This is a genomic window from Deltaproteobacteria bacterium (assembly GCA_003696105.1).
GTDB lineage: Bacteria > Myxococcota_A > Polyangia > Haliangiales > J016 > J016.
On sequence record RFGE01000179.1, the window covers coordinates 1 to 21139 of the forward strand.

General features: G+C 71.4%; 22 protein-coding genes, 5 tRNA genes and 1 other RNA gene. 11 read left to right on the forward strand and 17 right to left on the reverse strand.

All coding sequences use genetic code 11. The features are described 5' to 3' along the window. The 4 genes from D6689_11795 to D6689_11810 form a co-directional block, all read left to right on the forward strand. Nucleotides 1-621: hypothetical protein (locus tag D6689_11795; GenBank protein ID RMH41102.1), on the forward strand; the 621-nt coding region annotated here is incomplete at its 5' end. Nucleotides 622-636: 15 nt separating this feature from the next. Further along, nucleotides 637-1479 carry an HDOD domain-containing protein gene (locus D6689_11800; protein RMH41103.1) on the forward strand — a complete coding sequence of 281 codons (843 nt, stop codon included), beginning with the start codon at nt 637-639 and terminating at the stop codon, nt 1477-1479. Nucleotides 1480-1575: 96 nt separating this feature from the next. Next, on the forward strand, nt 1576-2160 hold the full coding sequence (locus D6689_11805) for a hypothetical protein (GenBank protein ID RMH41104.1): 585 nt from the start codon (nt 1576-1578) through the stop codon (nt 2158-2160). A gap of 96 nt (nt 2161-2256) precedes the next feature. Beyond that, nucleotides 2257-3831, forward strand: coding sequence for an AAA family ATPase (locus tag D6689_11810; GenBank protein RMH41105.1), 1575 nt, complete (start codon nt 2257-2259; stop codon nt 3829-3831). Between the two features lie 165 nt (nt 3832-3996). Here D6689_11810 and D6689_11815 read toward each other — a convergent pair whose 3' ends face one another. From D6689_11815 to D6689_11825, 3 genes are all read right to left on the reverse strand, one after another. Continuing rightward, a complete protein-coding gene (locus D6689_11815; GenBank protein RMH41106.1) occupies nt 3997-4980 on the reverse strand; it encodes a TIGR01777 family protein in 984 nt (327 codons plus the stop codon). Nucleotides 4981-5071: 91 nt separating this feature from the next. Beyond that, entirely contained in the window at nt 5072-5863 is a 792-nt protein-coding gene (gene thiD / locus D6689_11820) for a bifunctional hydroxymethylpyrimidine kinase/phosphomethylpyrimidine kinase (GenBank protein RMH41107.1), read from the reverse strand. Beyond that, on the reverse strand, nt 5847-7010 hold the full coding sequence (locus D6689_11825) for an acyl-CoA dehydrogenase (protein RMH41108.1): 1164 nt from the start codon (nt 7008-7010) through the stop codon (nt 5847-5849). The genes thiD and D6689_11825 overlap by 17 nt, the downstream gene beginning before the upstream one ends. On the opposite strand from D6689_11825, the gene D6689_11830 reads away from it, so the two are divergent. Further along, complete coding sequence (locus tag D6689_11830; protein ID RMH41109.1) at nt 7004-9172, forward strand: hypothetical protein; 2169 nt, start codon at nt 7004-7006, stop codon at nt 9170-9172. The two genes, D6689_11825 and D6689_11830, sit on opposite strands and share 7 nt — an antisense overlap. 73 nt (nt 9173-9245) lie before the next feature. Beyond that, entirely contained in the window at nt 9246-10424 is a 1179-nt protein-coding gene (locus tag D6689_11835) for a hypothetical protein (protein ID RMH41110.1), read from the forward strand. A gap of 55 nt (nt 10425-10479) precedes the next feature. On the opposite strand, the gene D6689_11840 is transcribed toward D6689_11835, so the two are convergent. From D6689_11840 to D6689_11905, 14 genes are all read right to left on the reverse strand, one after another. Then, nucleotides 10480-10698 carry a hypothetical protein gene (locus tag D6689_11840; protein ID RMH41111.1) on the reverse strand — a complete coding sequence of 73 codons (219 nt, stop codon included), beginning with the start codon at nt 10696-10698 and terminating at the stop codon, nt 10480-10482. Between the two features lie 9 nt (nt 10699-10707). After that, nucleotides 10708-12579, reverse strand: a complete 1872-nt coding sequence (locus D6689_11845; GenBank protein RMH41112.1) for a hypothetical protein — start codon at nt 12577-12579, stop codon at nt 10708-10710. A 9-nt stretch (nt 12580-12588) separates the two neighbouring features. Beyond that, entirely contained in the window at nt 12589-13176 is a 588-nt protein-coding gene (locus D6689_11850; GenBank protein ID RMH41113.1) for a gliding-motility protein MglA, read from the reverse strand. Between the two features lie 17 nt (nt 13177-13193). Next, on the reverse strand, nt 13194-13676 hold the full coding sequence (locus D6689_11855; protein ID RMH41114.1) for a roadblock/LC7 domain-containing protein: 483 nt from the start codon (nt 13674-13676) through the stop codon (nt 13194-13196). Between the two features lie 109 nt (nt 13677-13785). Further along, entirely contained in the window at nt 13786-14376 is a 591-nt protein-coding gene (gene recR / locus D6689_11860) for a recombination protein RecR (protein ID RMH41115.1), read from the reverse strand. A 67-nt stretch (nt 14377-14443) separates the two neighbouring features. After that, nucleotides 14444-14788, reverse strand: a complete 345-nt coding sequence (locus D6689_11865; GenBank protein RMH41116.1) for a YbaB/EbfC family nucleoid-associated protein — start codon at nt 14786-14788, stop codon at nt 14444-14446. Next, nucleotides 14778-16703 carry a DNA polymerase III subunit gamma/tau gene (dnaX, locus tag D6689_11870; GenBank protein ID RMH41117.1) on the reverse strand — a complete coding sequence of 642 codons (1926 nt, stop codon included), beginning with the start codon at nt 16701-16703 and terminating at the stop codon, nt 14778-14780. Before dnaX ends, D6689_11865 begins: the two co-directional genes overlap by 11 nt. A gap of 71 nt (nt 16704-16774) precedes the next feature. Beyond that, an RNA gene (gene ffs / locus D6689_11875) (signal recognition particle sRNA small type) lies at nt 16775-16872 on the reverse strand. Nucleotides 16873-16901: 29 nt separating this feature from the next. Beyond that, a tRNA-Ser gene (locus tag D6689_11880) sits at nt 16902-16989 on the reverse strand. A gap of 49 nt (nt 16990-17038) precedes the next feature. Continuing rightward, nucleotides 17039-17126: transfer RNA gene (locus D6689_11885), tRNA-Ser, on the reverse strand. Next, nucleotides 17117-17620, reverse strand: coding sequence for a nucleoside deaminase (locus D6689_11890; protein RMH41123.1), 504 nt, complete (start codon nt 17618-17620; stop codon nt 17117-17119). The genes D6689_11885 and D6689_11890 overlap by 10 nt, the downstream gene beginning before the upstream one ends. 21 nt (nt 17621-17641) lie before the next feature. After that, nucleotides 17642-17715: transfer RNA gene (locus D6689_11895), tRNA-Arg, on the reverse strand. Nucleotides 17716-17727: 12 nt separating this feature from the next. Beyond that, nucleotides 17728-17820 (reverse strand) — tRNA-Ser (locus D6689_11900). 49 nt (nt 17821-17869) lie between these two features. Beyond that, nucleotides 17870-17957, reverse strand: a tRNA-Ser gene (locus D6689_11905). A gap of 208 nt (nt 17958-18165) precedes the next feature. Between D6689_11905 and D6689_11910 the strand changes: the two genes are divergently transcribed. The 5 genes from D6689_11910 to D6689_11930 form a co-directional block, all read left to right on the forward strand. Next, nucleotides 18166-18771, forward strand: a complete 606-nt coding sequence (locus tag D6689_11910; protein RMH41118.1) for a sigma-70 family RNA polymerase sigma factor — start codon at nt 18166-18168, stop codon at nt 18769-18771. Beyond that, nucleotides 18768-19454: a hypothetical protein gene (locus D6689_11915; GenBank protein ID RMH41119.1), complete on the forward strand. Its 687-nt coding sequence runs from the start codon at nt 18768-18770 to the stop codon at nt 19452-19454. Before D6689_11910 ends, D6689_11915 begins: the two co-directional genes overlap by 4 nt. Next, nucleotides 19451-20131 (forward strand): periplasmic heavy metal sensor, encoded by a 681-nt coding sequence (locus tag D6689_11920; GenBank protein RMH41120.1) that lies wholly within the window; start codon nt 19451-19453, stop codon nt 20129-20131. Before D6689_11915 ends, D6689_11920 begins: the two co-directional genes overlap by 4 nt. A 65-nt stretch (nt 20132-20196) precedes the next feature. Continuing rightward, nucleotides 20197-20379 carry a hypothetical protein gene (locus D6689_11925; protein ID RMH41121.1) on the forward strand — a complete coding sequence of 61 codons (183 nt, stop codon included), beginning with the start codon at nt 20197-20199 and terminating at the stop codon, nt 20377-20379. Beyond that, nucleotides 20373-21139, forward strand: a 767-nt coding sequence (locus tag D6689_11930; GenBank protein ID RMH41122.1) for a hypothetical protein, incomplete at its 3' end; no start/stop codon positions are given. The genes D6689_11925 and D6689_11930, both read left to right, overlap by 7 nt.

Consider the following 21139-nt stretch of genomic DNA (forward strand, 5'->3'; position numbering starts at 1 on the left):
GGTGCGGACGTGCGCACGGCGAACTTCGCGCAGGCGCGACTGCTCGCCGCGGATCTCACGGGGGTCGATGCGGCGCGTGCGGTGTTTCGCGACGCCGAACTCGAGCGCGCCGACGTGCGGGATGCGGACTTTACCGAGGCGGACCTGCGCGCGGCCCGCCTTGCCGGTCTGCGCAACTACACCTGCGCGTCGTTCGTGCGGACGGACATCCGAGACATCGATTTCAGCGGCGCCTATCTGGTACGACGCCACATCATGGACGAAAATTTTCTCGCGGAGTTCCGCGAGCAGAGTCGCGCGTCCCGGATCGCGTATTGGATCTGGTGGGTCACGTCCGACTGTGGGCGGAGCGTGGTCCGGTGGGGGTTGTGGACCCTGCTCATCGCCGTGCTCTTCGGCGTCGGTTACATCTTCACCGACGTGAGCTTTGGCGATCGGCCGACGGCTCTGTCGCCGTTTTACTTCAGCGTGGTCACGCTCACGACGCTCGGCTACGGCGACGTGCTCCCAAAGTCGCCCGCCGCGCAATCGCTTGCGATGATCGAAGTGGCGATCGGCTACGTGATGCTCGGCGGTCTGCTCAGCATCTTCGCGAACAAGATGGCGCGCCGCGCGGATTAGACTCGAGGGGACGACATGCTCGGTTGGCTCAAACGAAAACGCCGCGATCCGAAACAGCAGCTCAAGGAGATGCTCGGCACCGCGACCCTGCCGTCGTTCTCGGCTACGATCGCGCGCGCGCTCGAGCGACTGCGCGACCCGGACGCATCCGTCGACGACATTGCCGACGCGGTGGCGGCGGATCCGGGGGCGACCGCCGGCGTGATCCGCACGGTCAACTCCTCGGTGTACGCACTGCGACGCGAGGTGTCGTCACTGCAGCACGCGATCCAACTGCTCGGGCGCTCCCAGGTCGAGTGCATCGTGTTGGCGCTCACCGCGAAGGCGTCGCTTCCCGACAAGCCGTACCGCGAGTTCGACGCGGGGCGCTTTTGGCGCGCCGCGGCCCGCCGCGCCGCGCTCGCGAGGCTGTTGGCCAAGCGCACCGAGCCGGCCAACGCGAACGCATGCTTTACCGCGGGGCTGCTTCTGGACATGGCTGTGCCTCTCATCGCCGAGGTCAAGGGAGGCGACTACGCCGCACTCGTCGAGCGGTGGATGCGCGGCGAGCACGACGATCTGGCCGGTGGCGAGCGTGCGCAGCTCGGCTGGGACCACGCCGAGGTCGCCGGCTGGTTGTGCGAGATGTGGAAGTTTCCGGCCCCGATCACCGACTCCATCGGCGCGCACCACGAGGGCGTCGTCGACATTCCGCGCGCGATCGATTGGGTCGCGCCGCTTCCGGCCAACGATGAGATCGATGTAGATGCACTCGCGGCGCGGGTTGCAGCCGATGCCGCGATATCGCAGGACGAGGCGCGAGCGCTTGTCGAGGAAGGCGTGACCGCCGGCGACGACATGGCGCAGCTGTTTGCGTAGCGCCGGCCCGACGTCCCGCATGCCCTCGTTGCAGTCGGGGTTTTCACCCTCATCGGGTGCGTGGATCGCACGTTCCGGTCGCGTTACGATCGACGCATGACGACGGGGGCTCCGGTCGGCGACGATGCGCGCGATCGCGGTCGGCTCGAATGCGTGGGGCGCGTCGCGCCCGGCGTCGCGCACGATGTGTCGAGCGCCGCGGCGTCGCTCGGCGCGAACGTGGAGGTCATCCGCCAACTCGTCGCCGCACTCGACGCATCGCCGCTCGATTGGATCGACCTGCCGGAACTTCGCGATGCGGTGGACGATATGATGGCCGCGGTCGCTCGCATTCGCGGGCTCGTCCGCAGCCTCGCTCAGCTTGCGACGGTCGGCCGCGGCGAGCCGAAGGCGGTCGACGCGTGCGAGGTCGTTCAAACGGCCGCGGCGCTCACCGCGGCTGCCTGCCGGGCGGCGGGGGGGTTCCACAGCGAGATTCCCCACGAGCCGGCGATTGTGACGGTGGACCCCGGCGCGCTGCTGTACGAACTCGTCGCGGCGGTGCTCGATGCGCGCGACCTGTTGGGGCGCCAGGCTGGCGGCCACGCGGCGGTGACCCTGGCGGCCACGCGCGAACGCGGCGGGGTGCGCGTGCGCGTCACGCCGGGCGCGTACGATCGCTTCCTACCGCTCGACGGCTGATACGCCGCGGGCCGCGCGTGCCACCTCCCGGGGTGGCGCGCGTTCACGGTTGCGGGGCTTGACGGAAGGTGTGCAGATCCGTCACACTTCTGTGCCTTGTCCGCACGCTCGCACCTGCCCTGGGACGACCTGTTTGAGCTTCATGTCGTCAAAAAGATAGGGAAACTGATCAATCGCCGGTGGTGCCTCGGCCTCGGCGCAGTGAGCGCCGATGGCCGGGACGCGCGGCCGCCCCGCGCGCCCAAGGGATCGGCGCGGCGCGGGCTCGCGGATGTCATCGTCGACCGGCCCGCGGGGGAGGTCGCCGCCGCCGCCAACTGCCGCCAGGTCGCCGCCAGGTTCCGCGATGCGGCCGCAAAGCGCGCGCTGCGGCCCGGCGTGGTGCGGTTTCCGTCGCATTCGGGCCTGTACTGGCTCGCGGCGCCGATCGCATACGACCAGAGCTTTCTCGGGGCGCTGTTGTGCGGCGCGTTCGCGCTCCAGGAGCAGAACCTGCGCGAGGTCGATCGCGCCGTGGCGCCGCTGTCGCTGTCCCCGGTCGACTGGGCGGCCGCGCGCGACGCGCAGCCCCGGCTGTCGCCGGTCGAGGTGGACTTCCTCGGCGACCTCGTCGCCGCCGCGGCCGAGGAGATCGCAGCCCACTTCGGAAGCGTGCTGGCTCGACAGCGCGGCACGGGTGACTTTGAGGCCGAGTTCGCGATTCGCCACGCCTACGGCGGGCTCGTCGGCCGCTCGCGTGCGATGCAAGAACTCTATCATCTGCTCGACCGCGTGGTCGCGTCCGATTCGACCGTATTGATTCAGGGGGAAAACGGTACCGGCAAGGAACTCATCGCCCGTGCGATCCACTACAACAGTCCGCGCCGCAATCGCCGGTTCGTCGTGCAGAACTGTTCCGCGTTCAACGACAATCTGCTGGACTCCGAGTTGTTCGGTCACAAAAAGGGCGCGTTCACCGGTGCGATCAGCGACAAACAGGGGCTGTTCGAGGTCGCGGACAAGGGCACGTTCTTCCTCGACGAGATCGGCGACATGTCGCCTGCGCTGCAGGTGAAGGTGTTGCGCGTTCTGCAAGAGGGCACGTTCACGGCGGTGGGCGACACCGAGACGCGCCACGTCGACGTGCGCATCATCGCGGCGACCAACCGCGACCTCAAGCGCATGGTCGAGACGGGCGAGTTTCGAGAGGATCTCTACTACCGGATCAACGTGATCAACATCGTGAGCCCGCCGCTGCGCGAGCGGCGAGACGACATTCCTCTGCTGATCGACCATTTTCTCAAACGGCATGCGAAGGGTTCGCGGTCGCGGCTCAAGGTGCTGTCCGACGAATGCATGCGCCGGCTCGTCGACTACGCGTGGCCTGGGAACGTCCGCGAGCTAGAAAACGAGATCGAACGCCTGGTCGTGCTCGCGGGCGACGAGCGCGTGATTGGCGAGGAGTTGCTGTCACCGCGGATTCGCGATCAGTCGAGCGACGGTATCGCAATCGTGCCCAGTTCGCCGCACTCGCTTCCCGATGCGGTCAAGGCGCTCGAGAAGCGGATGATCTACGAAGCGCTCACGCGCAACAATTGGAACAAGACGCGCGCGGCCGCCGAACTGAACATCTCGCGGCGCAACCTGATCCGCCTCGTGCAGAAGTACGAACTCGAACGCGCGCGCGCGTAGCGGGCGCTTGCGGCGGCGCGCGCCGGTGGACGTGCCTGGCGCGGCGAGCGCGGTGACGCCGGTGCGTCGCGGGATCGAGCACCCGGCCGGCAAGCCGGGATCCGCGTTCAGCCGGTCGGTACCGTCCGCCGTGGATCCGGAGACCTCGCGTACGACGGGGAGGCGTCACTCGCCTGAGGCCCGCACCGGCCGGCCCAGCGAGGCGGCGACGGCGGCATCCACGTCGGTCCAGATGAGTGCGTAGCCGGCCGCCTCGAGTTTCGCCGGGACTGCGGCGCGGCCGCGCAACACGTATTCGGCCAGCGGTCCCACCGCGAGTTTGACCGCGCCTGCCGGCACCGGCAGCCAGCACGGACGGCGCAGGGCGCGACCGAGCGCGCGCGCGAAGGCGGCCTGGCGGACGGGCCGGGATACGAGGTTGACGGGCCCGGCGAGCGCCGGCGTGTCGACAGCGAACAGGTACGCGCCGACCGCATCGTCGAGGTGCACCCACGACAGCCACTGGCGGCCGCTTCCGACCCGGCCGCCGACGAACCAGCGAAACGGCCGGGCCATCTTCGCGAGCGCGCGCGAGCCCGGCCCGATCACGATCCCGGTGCGCATGCAGACCACGCGGCATCCGACGGTGCCGGCGCGCAGCGCTTCATCCTCCCAGTCGCGGCACATGCGCGCCATGAATCCGTCGCCGCGCGGTGACGCCTCGTCGAACACGTCGTCGCCGCCGTCCGCGTCGTCGCCTGGAAGATCGATGCTGAACGCGTAGTAGTCGATTCCGGATGCCGACACCAGGACGCGCGGCCGCTGGCCTGTCGGGGCCGCCGCGATCGCGTCCACGACGAACCGCGTCGCGTCGACCCGGCTGTCCAGTAGACGTTGGCGAAACTGCGCGTTCCACCGGCGCGCGTCGATCGGTTCGCCGGCGAGGTTGATCACCGCGTCGCAGCCGGCGACGTGGTCTTGCCACGGGCCTGCCACCGTCGGATCGCCCGCGACGACGGTGGCGCCAGCCGCGGCGAGATCGCGCGCGCGTTCCGGATCGCGCGTGAGGGCGACCACGTCGTCGCCGCGGGCGCGCAAGGCGCCGGCGATCGCCCGGCCGAGGTAGCCTGTCGCTCCCGTTACGAATACGCGCGCCATGCTGGGCAGCATAGCAACGACGTCCGGTGTCGGTGGGCCGCACCGAGCAGCCGCCGCCGCGGGCGCGCGAGATGTCGCGCCGGTACTGACCGCCCGGCGCGCGTCACATGACGCTCGGCATGCCGCGGCCGGGATGCGCGGGCGCGCGCAGTCGATCGGCGACGAACTGCTTGGCCGCGCGCACCGCGGCCGGGAGGTCGTCGCCGCGCGCCAACGCGCACGCGAGCGCGGACGACAGGGCGCAGCCGGTGCCGTGTACGGGAACGTCGCCGGCGATCCACTCGCCTCGAACCTCGACCACGACGTCGCCGAACGCGAGCACGTCGGTTCCCCGGTCGTCGCCCGTGAGGTGGCCCCCGGTGACGAGCACCGCCTCCATCCCCGCCGCGGTCAGCGCGCGCGCCGCCGCGCGCGCTCCGTCGACGTCCGCGATCGGCCCGCGGCCCAACAGCGCGGCTGCCTCGGCCAGGTTCGGCGTCGCCACGCGCACGTGCGGCATCAACAACTGGACGGCGCGCGACGTCGATCCCTCGTACAGCGCCACGCGGCCGCGCGTCGGCAGCAGCACGGGATCCCACACGACCGGCGCGGCGGTGAGCGCCAAGGCGTCGGCGACAGCCGCCGCGATCGCCTCGGAGGCGAGCATGCCGATTTTGACCGCCGCTACGGCGACGTCCGACAGCAGCGCGCGGAGCTGCGCGGACACGATCTCGGGCGGGACCGGGTTGGCCCGCCGGACGCCGTGTGTATCCTGCTCGGTGAGCCCGGTCACCACGCCGACGGCTCGGAACCCGTGGCGTTCGGCGACGCGCGCGTCGGCGAGCAGGCCCGCACCGCCGGACGGGTCGAGTCCGGCGATCACCAGCAAGTTGGGCAAATCAGTCGAATGCGGCAAGTCCCGTGATGTCCTGACCGAGGATCAGCGTGTGGATGTCGTGCGTCCCCTCGTAGGTATACACGGTCTCGGCGTTCAACATGTGCCGGCCGGCCTGGTAGTCGTAGGTGATCCCGTTGCCGCCGAGGATGTCGCGGGCCATCCGTGCAATCTCGCGCGCCCAGTACACGTTGTTGCGCTTGGCCAGTGACACGTGCTGCGGGCGCAGCTTGCCGCTGTCCTTGAGCGCGGCGAGCCGCTGGCAGATGAGCTGCGCCTTCGTGATCTCGGTGAGCATGGTCGCGAGCTTCTGCTGGACGAGCTGATAGCCGGCGATCGGTTTGCTGAATTGCACGCGGTCCTTCGCGTACGACACGGCCTCGTCGTAGCAGGCCATCATCGAGCCGACCGAGCCGAACGCGATCCCGAACCGCGCCTGCGTGAGGCACGAAAGCGGCCCCTTGAGCCCCTCGACGCCGGGCAGCAGTGCGTCCTCGCCGACCTCGCAGTCCTCCATGATCAGCGAGCTGGTGACGGACGCGCGCAGTGACCACTTGCGGGGAATCGGCTCGGCGGTGAACCCGGGGCTGTCCGTCGGCACGAGGAAGCCGCGCACCTTGCCGTCGAGCTTCGCCCATACGAGTGCGACGTGCGCGATCGATCCGTTGGTGATCCAACGTTTCGTGCCGTTGAGGACGTAGCCGGACGCGGTCTTCTTGGCGGTCGTCAGCATCCCGCCCGGGTTCGACCCGAAGTCCGGCTCGGTGAGCCCGAAGCAGCCGATGATCTCGCCCGTCGCCATCTTGGGCAGGTACGCGCGTTTCTGATCCTCGCTGCCGTACTTCCAGATCGGCCACATGACGAGCGATCCCTGCACCGAGCAGAACGACCGCACACCCGCATCGCCGCGCTCGAGTTCCTGGCAGATGAGGCCGTACGCGGCGGAGCTCATCCCGGGACATCCGTAGCCTGCGATCGACGGACCGAACAAGCCGAGTTCCCCGAATTTCGGGATCAGGTGCATCGGGAACGTTCCCGCCGCGAAGTGATCGGCGATGATCGGCAGGATCTCGTCGCTGACGAACTTGCGAACGGTGTCGCGCACCATGCGTTCCTCGTCGGAATACAGTTCGTCGACTTGGTAGTAATCCACGTCCCGAAATGACATGGCGCCGATATACTGCCATCGTCATGCTGCGCGCAACCGCCACAGCATTCGCCGCGCTGCTCGCCGTCGCACCGTGCGGCGTGCAGGCCGGCCCGCGGGGCCAGCGACCGGGCGCAGGCGCGCGCTCTCTCGGCGCCGCGTTCGACGCGCTCGCCGCCGGCGACTTTCGCCGCGCGGAGGTCGCCGCGCGGCGCGCGGCGCGCACGTCCAGGTACAACCGCGACTATGCGACCTTTGCCGCGGCGCAGGCGGCGTATCTGCGCGGTGATGCGGCCGCAGCGCTGCGCCGGTTTCACGCGCTCGCCCGCGATCGCTCGTCGCGATTCGCCGCGATCGCAGCGTGGCGGCATGCCGATTGCCTGTGGCGCCTCGGTCGCACGGCCGAGGCTCGGCGCGAATACGAGCGGCTGTTGCGGCGCGAGCGGCGGCGCAAGCGGCCGACGGCCGACCTCGCCGTTGCGCGTTTTCGCGTGGCGGAAGCGCTCGCTCGCGCCGGTGACCGGCGCAGGGCGATAGACGGGTTTGCCGCCGTCTTACGGTTGCATCCACAACATCCGATCGCGGATCGCGCCGACGCGCGGCTGCGCGAGCTGGCCGGGGCGCGGCCGTTGGCGTCCGACGAGCGCATCGCTCGCGCCCGCGCACTTGCGGAGGCCCACTTGTGGCGCCGCGCGGTACACGAACTGGATCAGATTGGCGACGACGTGCCCGAAGACGTTCGCTACCGCCGCGACTTGGAACTCGGGCGCACGCTGTTTCAGATGCGGCGGCAATACGAGCTGGCCGGAAGACTATTGCTCGCGGTCGCGCCGCACGCTGGCGACGACTCGGATTGGGCGTGGTTTCACGGCGCCCGCGCGCTCAGCCGCGCGCACCGCGATCGCGAGGCAATCGCCGAGTACGAGCGGTTCGTCGCCGCGCGACCGCGGTCGCGCTGGGCCGCGGAAGCGGCGTACCTCGCCGGCTGGCTGCGGTTCAACCTCGGCGACTACCGCGAGGCGATCGAGCCGCTTCGGCGGATGCAGCGTGCGTACCCGCGATCGAGATGGGCCGAGCAGGCGCTGTGGTTCGAGGCGTTCGCACGCTATCTCTCCGGCGATTGGCAGGGGGCGCTGCCCCTGTTCGAGCGGCTCGGCCGCCGCGACGGCCGCCTCGACGGTGGCGCCGGACGCTACTGGCATGCGCGCACGCTCCAACGTCTCGGTCGCGCGGACGACGCGCTCGCCGAGTACCGCGCGCTCGTCGGCCAGTGGCCGTTTTCCTGGTATGCGTTGCTCGCGCGCGCGCGCGTGCGCGAGGCGGGCGGTGACATCGGTCCGTTCGGCGACTCGCCGAGGTCGCCGGACGATGCGCCCCCGTTGGCCGATCCGGTTCCCGCGGAGGTCGCGCGCGATCCGCGGGTGCGGCGGGCCGACGAACTGATCGCCGCCGGGCTCGGACCGGAGGCGGCGTACGAACTGCGGCGGGTCGAACGCGCGCTGATCCGCGGCTATGGCAGCGAACGGGCGCTCGCCGCCCTGTTCGATCGGTATCGCGCCGCGGGCGACTACAATCGGCCGTGGATGCTCGCGGTCGTGCGCGGCCGGCGCGCGCTCGACGCGCCGCCGGCCGGCCCCGCGCGGCGGTGGTGGGAGGCGGCGTATCCGCGCGCCTACGCCGAACTCGTCGACCGCTACGCGCCGGAGGCCGGGCTGCCGCCGGCGTACCTGTTCGCGATCATGCGCAAGGAGTCAGGCTTCAACCCGCACATCGTGTCGTATGCCGACGCGATCGGACTGCTGCAGATGATTCCGCCGACGACCCGCCGGGTCGCGCGCACGCTGGGCATCGACTACACCGACGATCTGCTGTTCGACCCGGAAAGCAACGTGCGGCTCGGCGCCTGGTACATCGGCCGCCTGTTCGCGATGTTCAAGCGGCAGGTTCCGATAGCGGCCGCCGCGTACAATGGCGGGCCGGGGGCGGTCAAGCGGTGGCTGCGCGCCCACGGCGATCGCCCGATCGACGAATACGTCGAACTCGTGTCCTACTCGCAGGCGCGCGGCTACGGCAAGAAGGTCACCGAGACCTACGCGCGGTATCTGTACCTGTACGAGGGGCAGGTGTACGACCAGCCGCTCGCGGTCGATGCGGACTACCTGCGCGACGGCCCGGACTACTGAACGCCGGGCGCGCGCGCGCCAGTCGCGGTAGGATTCGATCACCTCGGCCTGCCGGGCCGCCGCCGGAGCACCGATGACCGCTGCCGCCGACCGACGTTGCGACCGCGTGACCCCACTGGTATGCGAGGGCGACCACACGGCGATGGGCGCCGCGCAGGGGCGCGCGTATCGCGACGCGCTCCGCAGCCTCGACCGCGCCCTGATGGAACTCGCGGGAGCATCCGGTTCCGACCGCGGCGCCGGCCGCGTGCCGACCGGGGCGTGGCGGATGCTCGTTCCCGCGGTCGGTGGCGTCGCGCGCCGTGTGATGGCGCGCGATCTGCTGCGCCATTACCCGCGCCAATACGACCGGATGGCGGGCATCGCGCGCGCGGCTCGCGTGCCCCTGTCGTGGCTGTTCGTCGGGCCGGGAATCGAGCTGGCGCTCAACCGCGTGTCGTACGTCGTGCCGCCGGCGGCGTGCACAGCGGTGGCGGTCACCGGCGCGCGCGCGCGGCGCGGCGAGCCGATGATCGCGAAGAACTTCGACTACCCGGACGCGGCGCGCGACGCGTACCTGGTGCGGGTGTCGCGGCCAACCCGGCGCGGGCTCGCCGCGTCGATCGACGTGACCGCCGCGCCGCTCCCGGGGGCGCACGAGGGAATCAACGAACACGGGCTCGCGATCGCCTACAATTACGGCCACTTCTCGGGCCGCAGCGGCGCGCGCGTATCGATCACGAACCTCGTGCAGGAGGTGCTCGAACACTGCCGTACGGTCGACGACGCGATCGAGCACGTCCGCCGCCGGCCGAGGGCCGGGTCGGCGATCTGGATGGTCGCGGACGCGGCGGGCCACATCGCGGCAGTCGAGATCGCGCCCGACGCGGTGGCGGTGCGCCGCGGGGAAGCGCTGGCGCAGGCCAACCACGCGCTGAGCGACGAGATGCGGCCGCGCGACATCCCGCACGACGCGGTGCTATCGCGGTGGAACCCGAAGGCGGTGCGCGGTCGCCGGGTGCATGCGTCGAGCGAGTCGCGCAGCGACCGCGCGCACGCGTTGCTCGCGGATTGCGGCACCGCGTCGGCCGACGACCTCAAGGCGATGTTGGCGGACCACGGGCCGGCCGGCGAGGGGGACGACTACACGATCTGTCGCCACGGCCCCTACCATCGCACGACCAGTTCGGTGGTGTTGTACCCGCAACGGCGTACGATGGAGATCATGTTTGGCGCGCCGTGCGAAGCGACCTACTCGCTCGTGGCGCTGTAGCGTCGACTCGACCGCCGATCGCCGCCGGCCGCACGCGACGCGCCCGGCGCGCCCGCTACGCCGCGCGCCAGCTGCGAACGGCGAGGTAGGGCCCGGTCATGCCGATGCCCATCGCGCCGCGGTCGACTTGGCCTTCGACGACGACCCGCTGGCCGTCGACGCGCAGCCCGTCGTCGCCCCCGCGCAGCTGGTAGCGCTCGCCGTCGTCGGCGTGCAGCAGCCACACACCGCCTTCCAGGTCGCTCTTGCGGACGACGCCCCGATACGTTGCCATGGCGACAGTCTACTTGAGGACGACGGCGTCGCCAGCGGCAAGGCCGGCGTCGCGCGGTACCCGTACGGTCACCGAGGTGCCTTCGACCCGCGTGACGACGCACTCGATCGGCTTGGTCGGATCTTTGGCCGGCGCGACCTCGCAGCGGTCGCCCGGATGGAACGTTCGATTGCCGCGCGGGAACGTCGCCGTGAGCGTCGGCTCTCCGACGATGCGGAGTACCGGCTGGCCGCGCTCGACCTTCGCGCCGGCTTCGACCAACGGCTCTACCCGGCCCGCGATAGGCGCGCGCATCTGCAGCGCCGTCAGCTTGGTCTCGCCGGCGACGATCAGGCCGCGCTTTTCCGCGACCTTCTTTTCCAGGTGGGCGATCACCCGCTCCGGCTTGCCGGCGGCGCGCGCTTCCTCGAGGGCTTTCGAGTACTCGGCGAACTTGCGTCGCGGCCGCGCGAGCGAACGCTCGATCGCCGCGACCCCTTTGAGCGACGCGACGATCGCGCCGCGGTCCACTTCGTCTCCGGCGACCGCGATGTTCTCGATCACGCCGTCGTCGATGGCGGTCACTTCCGACGTGTCCGGTTCGGCTTCGACGAGCCGCGCGGTGGGCACCGCCGGCTTGGCCGGCGCCGCCGGCGCCGCGACGGGGCGGGGAGCGGGGGGAGGCGGCGCGGGGGATTTCGGCTGGTACATGTTGAAGTACCAGTAGCCGACGCCGGCCGCCGCGAGCGCGAGCACGACGAACGCGATGAGGCCGCCGGAAACGCCGCGGCTGTCGCCCGCAGGGGGTTCGGTAGCCGGCGCTGCGGCCGGCTGTTTGCGCGCCGGTTCCGCGGGCGGCGGCTCGGAGGGCAGTTCGACCGGGGCGGAGGCGGCGCCGTCATCGGCTTCTTGCGCGATGGCGTCGGCCAGCTCCGCCGCGCGATCGGCCGGAGCGGTCTCGGCGCGGTCGCTGTCGGGGGCCGCCGACTCCGGCGGCCGCGGCCGCGCCTGCGTCGGCTCGTCGTCGTCCAGCGCGTCGGCGAGATCGGGCGGCACCTGCACCGCGTCCATCGTGCGGCTCTGGCGCACGGCCTCCTTGACATCGTCGGCGCCGATCGACAGGTGGTCGCTCAGGTCGATCGACACGTCGTCGTCGTCGTAGTCGCCGACCGCCGGTTCGGGGATCTGCGTCGGGCCCGACTCCTCGGGCGAACCGGACGGCACCAGCGACGGCACCGGCACCTCGGGCGGCGGTCCCGCGGGCGGTGGCGGGAGTTCGGCCTCGACCTCGGCGCGGAGGTCGCCGCTCACGCCGGCGGGCCCGAGCGGATCGGTGCCGAGCACCTTGGCGAGTTCGTCCGGGTCCACCGGCGGCGCATCCCAGCCCATCGTCACCTTCCCGGGGCCGGCCGCGCCCGGCGCGCCGAGATCCATCTCCTCGGGACCCGGCGGCACCGCGGGCGGGGCGGGGCGGGGCGGCGGCTCCGGTGCGGCACCGGGCTCGCCGAGTTCCACATCGGCCGGCGCTTCCGCCGCAGCGGGGCGAGCGGGCTCGGGCGCGCCGGGCGCCCCGAGCCCGAGGTCGTCGTCGGTCCGCGCGTCGCCGGCGGGCTCGGCGTCCGGCGCGAGGTACCCGAGGTCGGCCAGCGTCCCGATCACGGTCTCGACTTCGTCGCGTGTCGGTTCGAGGCCGAGTTCCTCGACCGACCAGCGGATGAGCGCATCGACGTCTCGCTCGCCGTTCATCGCGCACGCGACGGAATACTCCACCTCGTAGAACCGGAAGGTCTGCTCGGTGTCGGGATCCGTGACGTCGATGAACCGCTGGCCCTCGATCTCGAGCGGCGTGGCGACGAGGTCGGAGCGAAAGCGAGGACGAGTCGGTGCTGTAGCCATGGTCATCGGTGCGCGCTAGCCGCCGCGCTTGAGCTCGGTCAGGACGAGCTTCGCCACGGCCTTGAGCGTGTCGAACACCCCTACGCCTTTGGTCGCCACCGCTTCGAAGCTGGCGACCTTCGTCGGGTTGAGCAACTCTTCGAGTTCCTCGAGCGGCGCCGCGTTCGGCAAGTCGCGCTTGTTGTACTGGACGACGTACGGGAGCTTGTCGAGATCGTAGCCCTGCTCCTTCAGGTTGTCGCGCAGGTTCTCGAGCGACTCGATGTTCGCTTCCATCCGCTCCATCTGCGAGTCGGCGACGAACACCACGCCATCGACGCCCTTGAGGATGAGCTTGCGGCTGGCGTCGTAGAACACCTGGCCGGGAACCGTGTACAGGTGGAACCGCGTGCGGAACCCGCGGATCTCTCCGAGCGACAGCGGCAGAAAGTCGAAAAACAGCGTCCGCTCCGTCTCGGTCGCGAGCTCGAGCATCTTGCCCTTCGCCTCCGGGTTCGTCTTGTTGTAGATGTACCGGAGGTTCGTCGTCTTGCCGCACAGGCCGGGCCCGTAGTAGACGATCTTGCAGTTGATCTCGCGCGATGAGTAGTTGATGAAACTCATGCGAACCCGGCCGGTCGCTAGTCGTTGAACAGGTTGTCGATGTCGTCGTCGGTGATCTCGGCGAAGACGTTGGCCGCGGCCGAGTCCTGGCTCTTGCGGAACAGCTCCTCGAGGATCTTTTCGAGCGCGCCCGCCGCCTTGCGCACGCGCAGGCGCACGAGGCCGAGAGAGGACCGCTCGTCGAACAGGACGACGACGATCATCCTGCCGGCGACGATGCTGATGTGCACGTTGGTGCGCTCGCCCTCGTGGAACTGGCCGGCGAACTCTTTTTCCTGTAACAGGTTCGCGATCCCGCCGGTGGCCGCGACATTGCCCGCCGTAAGCGACGACAGCGACGTGACGTCGAGGTTGTCGACTTCGCCGGCCGCTGCGATCGACTGGCCGTTCTTGTCGATGACCAGCACGGCGATGGCGTTCGAGTCCCGATGCAGGCTCTGGCAGACCGCGTTGATCTGCTCGAGCTCCTCCTCGTACATGACGAGCTGGTTGGTCGACAAAGTCTGTTCCCCCGCGTATCCAGCGACTTAGCCGACTGTACAGGACGCGTGCGGGCGCTTTCAAGCCGGCGGGACCGCTATCGGCCCCGCGAACGCGCTCTCGGCGACGTCACACCTCGGAGCGGTGGTCGAGCGCGCGCGCGATGGTCGCCCGATCCGCATACTCCAGTTCGCCCCCGACCGGCAGGCCGCTGGCGATGCGGGTGACGCGGATTCCGAGGGGTTTGATGAGTCGCGCCAGATACATGGCCGTGGCCTCGCCCTCCACGTTGGCGCTCAGCGCGAGGATCACCTCGTCGATGTCGCCGGGTTGCAGCCGCGCCATCAGCTCGCCGATGCGCAGGTCCTCCGGGCCGATTCCCTCGAGCGGCGACAGCAGCCCGTGCAAGACGTGGTACGCGCCACGGTAGCCGCCGGTGCGCTCGATCGCGAGCAGGTCGGACGGCAGCGCGACGACGCAGATCGAGCGCGTGTCGCGCCGGGCGTCGGCGCACAGCGCGCACGGGTCGGCCTCCGTGAGGTGTTGGCACACCGAACACAGGCGGATCTTGTCGACGACCTCTTCGAGAGCTTGCGCCAGCTCGCGCACGTGCGCCTCGGGCGCGCGCACGATGTGCAGCGCCAGGCGCGTCGCGGTCTTTTCGCCGATGCCCGGCAGGCGCGACAGCCGTTGGACGAGGCGCGTGATGGGATCGGACACGGGTCGACACGCTACAGCCGATCGGACCCGGCCGCCACGGGCAACGCCGCGCGGCCCCGGGCGGCCGCTAAAACAGCTGGGGCATCCCCGGGATGGCGAGCCCGCCGGTGAGCTTGGCCATTTCGGCCTTCGTCATCTCGCGCACCTTTTCGATTGCCTGGTTGACCGCCGCGGTCACGAGGTCCTCCAGCATGGCGACGTCCGCGGGGTCGACGACCTCCGGGTCGATCCGGATCGACACGACGTCGTACTGCCCGTTGACGGTCGCGGTCACCATGCCGCCGCCGGCCGACGCCTCGCAGGTCTTGGCGGCGAGCTGCGCTTGCACGTCGGCGACCTTGCGCTGCATGTCCTGTGCGAGCTGAACGAGGTTGCCCAGGTCGGGCATCTTGAATCCGCCGTCATCCGCCATCGGTCTTGATCTCCTTGATGTGGGCGATTTCGGCGCCGAACGTGTGGAGCACGAGCTGCGTGAGGGGGTGTTCGCGGGCTTCCCTTTCGCGCTCGGCCCGCTCGCGTTCCGCGCGTTCGCGGTCGATTTCGACGAGCGACTTGGCCTGGACCGGGGCATCGGCGGCGCCCGCGACCACGCGGAAGCGCACGCGCCGGCCGAACCGCTTGCCGAGGACCGTTTCGATCAGGCTGACGTTGGCGCGCTCTTGCGCGATCGCCGCCTCCATGGATCCTTCGGGCAGCGCGACGGTGACGGCATCTTCGGTCCACGACACGATGCGCGCCTGCTGGGCGGCCGCGACCAGCGTCATGGCGCGGGCGGCTTCGAGCTCGGCGATCACGGCCTCCCACTCGGCGAGAGGGTCGGCCGGAGGAGTCCCCCGCGGCGCGGGGCCGCCCGCGGCCCCGGCGCTCGCGCTGGCCGGCCGGGCCGGCGCGCCGCGCGCATCGCTCGCCGCGGGCGCGGGAACCGGGGCACCGTCGCCGGGCACCGGGGCGCGCCGGCGCGAGTCCGCGGGCGCGGATCGGGCGTGCGGCTCCGCGGCTCGCGGGTCGCCCGCCGCGGGCGATCCGCTGGCCGCCGCCGGACCCGCGGCCTCGCGCACCGCGCCACCGGTCCCCGGCCTCGCGGGCCTCGCGGCACCGCGGCCGCCGTCGCGCGCCGGTTCGCCGGCGCCGCCGCCCTGCCCGGCCGCGCTGCCGCCCGTCACCCGAAAGCTGCCGCGGCCGAGACGCCGCTCCAACTCCTCCAATCTGTCGAGCAGGTCGCCCAGCGGCAGGACCGGTTCGGTCGCCGCCACGTCGATCAGCGCCAGGTCCAGCGCGAGCCGCGGCATGCGCGTGCCGGCCAGCTCGTCGCACGCGCGCAGCATCCGCTCGTACAGCTGGCGCACGCGCGGGCGGTCGAGCGCCGCGGCCTGGCTCGCGAGTTCGGCGCGCTCCTCGTCCGAGCCCTCGACCAGCTCGACGGCGCCGCCGGACGCCTGCAACACGGCAAGATCTCTCACGTAACGCACGATCGCGCGCGCGATTTGCACCTCGTCCACGCCGCGCGCGACCGCGGCGTCGACCGCCTCGAGCGCGGTCTTGGCGTCGCCCGCGGCGAGCGCGGTGACCAGCGACCGCGTGAGCGCCCGGTCGGCGACGCCCAGCACCTCCGCCACCCGCGCTTCGGCGATCGGTTCGTCGCCGGCAAACGAGATCATCTGGTCGGCCAGCGACAGCGCGTCGCGCACCGACCCGCCGCTTTCGCGCACGATCAACGCGAGCGCGGCGCGTTCGAAGTCGATCCCCTCCTTGCGGAAGATGTCCTCGAGGAATGCGGTGAGTTTCGCCGCCGGCACGAGCTTGAAGTCGTACCGTTGGCAACGGGACAAGATCGTGTTGGGCAGCTTGTGCGGCTCGGTGGTCGCGAGGACGAACGTCACGTGCGGCGGCGGCTCCTCGAGCGTCTTGAGGAGCGCGTTGAACGCCTCCGTCGTGAGCATGTGGACTTCGTCGATGACGTAGACCTTCTTGCGAAGCTGCGCCGGCTGATAGCGCACCGCCTCGCGCAGCTCGCGGATCGCGTCGATGCCGCGGTTCGACGCGCCGTCCATTTCGTAGTAGTCGACGGCGCTGCCGTTGGCGATCGCCGTGCAACTTTCACACTCGCCGCACGGATCGGCGGTCGGCCCGCGCGCGCAGTTGAGCGCCTTGCCCAGGATGCGCGCGGCCGTCGTCTTGCCGACGCCCCGCGGGCCGCAGAACAAGAATGCGTGATGCACGCGGTCTTGCGCGAACGCATTGGCGAGCGTGCGCGTGACGTGCTCCTGCCCGACGACCTGCGAGAAGGTCTGGGGCCGGTATTTCCGCGCGAGGACGAGGTAGCTCATGAAAAAAGGCCGGCGATCCGAGTGGATCGCCGGCCGGGACTATAACCGCTCGCGCGCGGGCCGCAAACGGCTCGAATTGGGTGGCCCCAGGCACCCGCTCGGACCGCTACCGTTGCTCCCTTCCGGGCCTGGCGGGATTCACGTTCCTTGCGCCGCCCGGGACCAAAACTGTGCCAGAAACTAGGAATGGACGGCAGTGGGCGGAGAGGGCGGGATTCGAACCCGCGGTAGGTTGCCCTACACACGATTTCCAGTCGTGCACCTTCGGCCTCTCGGTCACCTCTCCAAACGGGGGTGGCGGCACGGCGCGCGACCTCGGGTGCAGACCGGCGGCGTAGAGGAGAGGGCGGGATTCGAACCCGCGGTAGCTTGCGCTACATCTGATTTCGAATCAGACACCTTCGGCCTCTCGGTCACCTCTCCGTATCGGTTTCGTCGTGGCGGCCCGGCGGGACCGCCTCACCGCCGGCTGTGCGCGCAGCCGCCTTGCGCGCGCGCAGCGCCTCGAAGAACGCGGTGAGCAACGCGCCGCACTCGCCGGCGCGCACGCCGCCGACGACCTCGACCCGGTGGTTGAGCCGGCCGTCGGTCGGAATCGCGTACAGGGTTCGCACCGCCCCCGCCTTCGGGTTGTCGCATCCGTACACGAGCCGCCGGACGCGGGCGTTGACCAGCGCCCCGGCGCACATGGGACACGGCTCTTGCGTCACGTAGAGCGTACCCTCCACTCGCCAGTTGCCGACCCGGCGCGCGGCGGCGCGAAGCGCCTCGATTTCCGCATGGGCGGTGGGGTCGCCGGTCGCCTGGCGGCGGTTGCGCCCCGTCGCCACGAGCTGCCCGTCGATCGCGATCGCCGCACCGACGGGGACGTCGCCGGCGGCGCCGGCGGCGCGGGCCTGCTCGAGCGCGATGCCCATGAGTTGTTCGTCAGTCATCCGCGGATCCAAGAGGATTCGAACCTCTAACCCCCGGTTCCGTAGACCGGTGCTCTATCCAATTGAGCTATGGATCCCAAGGTTCCCGTTGGCGGAGAGGGCGGGATTCGAACCCGCGGTGCAGGTCAACCCCACACGCTGGTTTAGCAAACCAGTGCCTTCAGCCACTCGGCCACCTCTCCAGCACCACGTCGCCAACCCACTTACCTCGTCTCTATTCGATTGTCAGCCTGGCGGAGGAGGAGGGATTCGAACCCCCGGTAGGTTGCCCTACGGCGGTTTTCAAGACCGCTGCCTTCGACCACTCGGCCACTCCTCCGGTACATCCGGAGGCGGAGCACCGGCGAGTATAGGGATCGAGCGGCCGTTGTAAAGGGGCTGAGCTGCACCGGGGCGCATTTTCGGCGCCGCCGGGCCGCGGACGCGGCGGCGCACCGCGCGCACGCGGAGCCCGGGACCCGCGCCCCAACGCCGGGCAATTTCGCGACCGCGGTTAACGCGCGCTCGACCGGCGGGTCAGCAGTCCCGTGAGCTACGCTTTCGCGCAGGGCCTGCCGGCCGCCGCCGGCGCCGACCGCCGCCCCGTGACCGCCGACTCCGACACCGACCTGGTCGAGCGCGCCAACCGCGGTGATCGCGGGGCGTTCGAGGAGCTGGTTCGGCGCTACCAGCGGCCGCTGTTCTACCTGGCGCTGCGCTACGTGAAAAACGAGGCCGATGCTGCCGACGTCGTGCAGCGCGCATTCGTGCGGGCGTTCCGCGGGCTGCGCCGGTTTCGCGGCGAGGCGTCCGTTCGCACGTGGCTGTACCGCATCGCGATCAACCTGTCGCTCAACCACGTGCGCGACCGGCGGCGCGAGCAGCCGGCCGACATCGACGCGGCGGCGCTGCGGACGGAGGCCGTCGGCTCGGCCCGGCTGGAGCGGCGCGAGCGCGCGCGCCGGCTGCGGGCGGCGATCGCGCAGCTTCCGCCGAAGCAGCGCGCGGTCGTCGAGCTGCGCATCTACGACGAGCTGCCGTTTCGCGACATCGCCGCGGTCGTCGGGGGCACGGAGAACGCGGCCAAAGTCAACTTCCACTACGGGATGCGCCGGTTGCGCGCGCTCGTGCAGGCCCAGGAGGACGTGCCATGACCGATCCGCGCGCGTGGCTTGCGGCCTACGCCGACGGCGGGCTGTCGCCGGAGGAGGCCGCCGAGGTCGAGCGATGGCTGGCCGACCGCCCGGAGGCGCGCCGCGAGGTCGACGACCTGCGCGCGCTCATCGCCGAGGTGCGCGCCGCGGCGCCGGCGCCGCGCGAGGAGCCGGCGTGGCACGCGATGCGCCGGGCGATCGTCGCCGCGGTCGAGGCCGACGCGGCGCCGTGGTGGCGGCGCGCGGTGGCGGCGGTTCGGGCGTACCGGGCGGTGGCGGCGGCGAGCGCGGCCGGGGCGCTCGCGCTCGCGTTCGCCGCGGTCGTCGCGCACCGGCCGGCCGCGCGCGAGGAGTCGGCGACGGCAAAAGCGATGGCGTCCGCCGCCGCGGCGGGCGATTGGCTGCCGTCGCCCGACGACCTGCCCGGGCTCGCCGAGGCGTGGGAGGCCGATTCCATCGTGTTCGATCTCGACCCCGACGAGGGATTCGAAGGCCTCGTCGACTCGGGCGACGGGGCCGGCGATGCGGCCGGCGACGTGTGGAGCGACGCGCTGTCCGCGGCCGGCGCGGACGACGACGCGCTGGACTTCTCGCGACCGCCGCCGGAGGCGGAGCTGTACGAGCTGTCTGACGACGAGATCGAAGCCATCTACGCATACCTGAAAGGAGTGTCACCGTCATGATCCGAAACTTGGTTGCCCTACTGGTCGCGGGGGTGGTCGCGGCCGCCCCCGCGGTCTCCGACGCCCAGACCAAGCGGTCCCGCCGCAAGGCCGCGGAGCCGCCGGCCGCCCAGCTCACGCCGGAGCAGCGGGCCAAGGTCCGCCAGCGGGTGCGCGCCCTGCGCGCGTGGAAACTCACCGAGGCGCTCAACCTCGACGAGGCCACGGCCGCGAAGCTATTTCCAGTGCTCGACAGCTTCGATGACAAGTTCGTCGAGGCGATGCGCGAGGGGGCGGAATTGCGCGGGCGCTTGCGCAAGGCGATCGAAGGCGGCGGCCGGGTCGACGACGCCGCGGTCAATCGCATCGTGGACGCGATGCTCGCCAACCAGCGGCGGATCTGGGAGTTGAATGAGCAACGGTTTGCCGCCGTGCGGAAGGTGTTGTCGCCGGTGCAGGCAGCCAAGGCGCTCGTCGTGCTGCCGCAGGTGGATCACGCGATCCGCCGCCACATGCGCGAGGCGCTCGAGCGGCATCGCAAGGGGCGGCGCGGCGGACCCGGCCGGCGCGGGCCGCACGGATTCGGCGGCCCCGGCGGTCCCGGGGAGCACGGATTCGGCGGCCCCGGCGGTCCCGGGGAGCCGCCGCCGCCGTTCGCGCCGCCGTTCGCGGGCGAAGGCGGCCCTGCGCCGCTGTAGGTCGCGCACCTCGGACCGGTCCGGCCCGGTCGGCGGAGTGCCGGCCGGGCCATCGGTTTGTGCATATGCAACGGCCGCACGCATTCCGCCGGCGGACAGCGGCGGCGTGCGCCGCGCCGTGGCGCGCGCACCGGGACGAGCCGGACGGGTTCCCCGGCGCGGCGCGCGTCGTGCGCGCCGGGGCAAAACGCGCGGGCCGCGTCGCGACGGCGCGACGCGATCCGCGCTACACTCCCAAGTCATGGTGAACGCGACCTGCGAGAAGTGCGGCTCGCAGCATGCTCTCGACGAGGCGTCCGTTCCACCGAGCGGCAAAGTGATCAAGTGCCCGCAGTGTTCGCACCCGATCACGGTCATGCCGCCCGGCGCGACGGTGATGGGGCTCGGCGGCGCTGCCGTGCCGCCGGCCGCGCCCGGCCGGGCGACCGCGAAAGACGCCGGCTCGCGCGCCGCGACGGCGGGGCCGCCGTTCGGGGGAGCGCCAGCCGGCCGGCCGTCGCCGCCTGCGGCCGACGGGGGGCTCGATCTGCCGGCGCCGGTGGGGCCGACGCCGACGCGCGGGGACGGGGGGCTCGACCTGCCGGCGCCGAAGGCTCCCGCGCGCACGGTATTCGGCACGGGGCCGGGGCGGGCTCCGGACGCGGCGGACCTGCCGGCGCCGGTGGGGCCGGCGCCGACGCGCGGGGACGGAGGGCTCGACCTGCCGGCGCCGAAGGGATTTTTCGACGACGTGCCGGCGCCGGGCGGTGGGACGGCGGACCTGCCGGCGCCGAAGGGGTTTTTCGACGACGTGCCGGCGCCGGCGAGCGCCGCCCCGGTCGCGCGAGCGGGCACGGGCACGACCGGCGTGCTCGACCTCGACGACCTCGACCTCGAGCCGAGCCGCATGGCGCCGCTGCCGGGAGCCGCGAGCCCGCACGCGCCGACGCTCGAACTCGACGACGCGGCGGCGCCGCGGGCCGCGAGCACGCAGCCGCTCGGCATCGAGCCGTTCGACCTAGAGCCACC

Coding starts and splice junctions, on each gene's coding strand:
- D6689_11800 (RMH41103.1), top strand. CDS start 637: ATGCTCGGTTGGCTCAAACGAAAACGCCGCGATCCGAAACAGCAGCTC.
- D6689_11805 (RMH41104.1), top strand. CDS start 1,576: ATGACGACGGGGGCTCCGGTCGGCGACGATGCGCGCGATCGCGGTCGG.
- D6689_11815 (RMH41106.1), bottom strand. CDS start 4,980: ATGCTGCCCAGCATGGCGCGCGTATTCGTAACGGGAGCGACAGGCTAC.
- D6689_11830 (RMH41109.1), top strand. CDS start 7,004: ATGACATGGCGCCGATATACTGCCATCGTCATGCTGCGCGCAACCGCC.
- D6689_11825 (RMH41108.1), bottom strand. CDS start 7,010: ATGTCATTTCGGGACGTGGATTACTACCAAGTCGACGAACTGTATTCC.
- D6689_11835 (RMH41110.1), top strand. CDS start 9,246: ATGACCGCTGCCGCCGACCGACGTTGCGACCGCGTGACCCCACTGGTA.
- D6689_11840 (RMH41111.1), bottom strand. CDS start 10,698: ATGGCAACGTATCGGGGCGTCGTCCGCAAGAGCGACCTGGAAGGCGGT.
- D6689_11845 (RMH41112.1), bottom strand. CDS start 12,579: ATGACCATGGCTACAGCACCGACTCGTCCTCGCTTTCGCTCCGACCTC.
- D6689_11850 (RMH41113.1), bottom strand. CDS start 13,176: ATGAGTTTCATCAACTACTCATCGCGCGAGATCAACTGCAAGATCGTC.
- D6689_11865 (RMH41116.1), bottom strand. CDS start 14,788: ATGGCGGATGACGGCGGATTCAAGATGCCCGACCTGGGCAACCTCGTT.
- dnaX (RMH41117.1), bottom strand. CDS start 16,703: ATGAGCTACCTCGTCCTCGCGCGGAAATACCGGCCCCAGACCTTCTCG.
- D6689_11890 (RMH41123.1), bottom strand. CDS start 17,620: ATGGGCATCGCGCTCGAGCAGGCCCGCGCCGCCGGCGCCGCCGGCGAC.
- D6689_11915 (RMH41119.1), top strand. CDS start 18,768: ATGACCGATCCGCGCGCGTGGCTTGCGGCCTACGCCGACGGCGGGCTG.
- D6689_11920 (RMH41120.1), top strand. CDS start 19,451: ATGATCCGAAACTTGGTTGCCCTACTGGTCGCGGGGGTGGTCGCGGCC.
- D6689_11925 (RMH41121.1), top strand. CDS start 20,197: ATGCAACGGCCGCACGCATTCCGCCGGCGGACAGCGGCGGCGTGCGCC.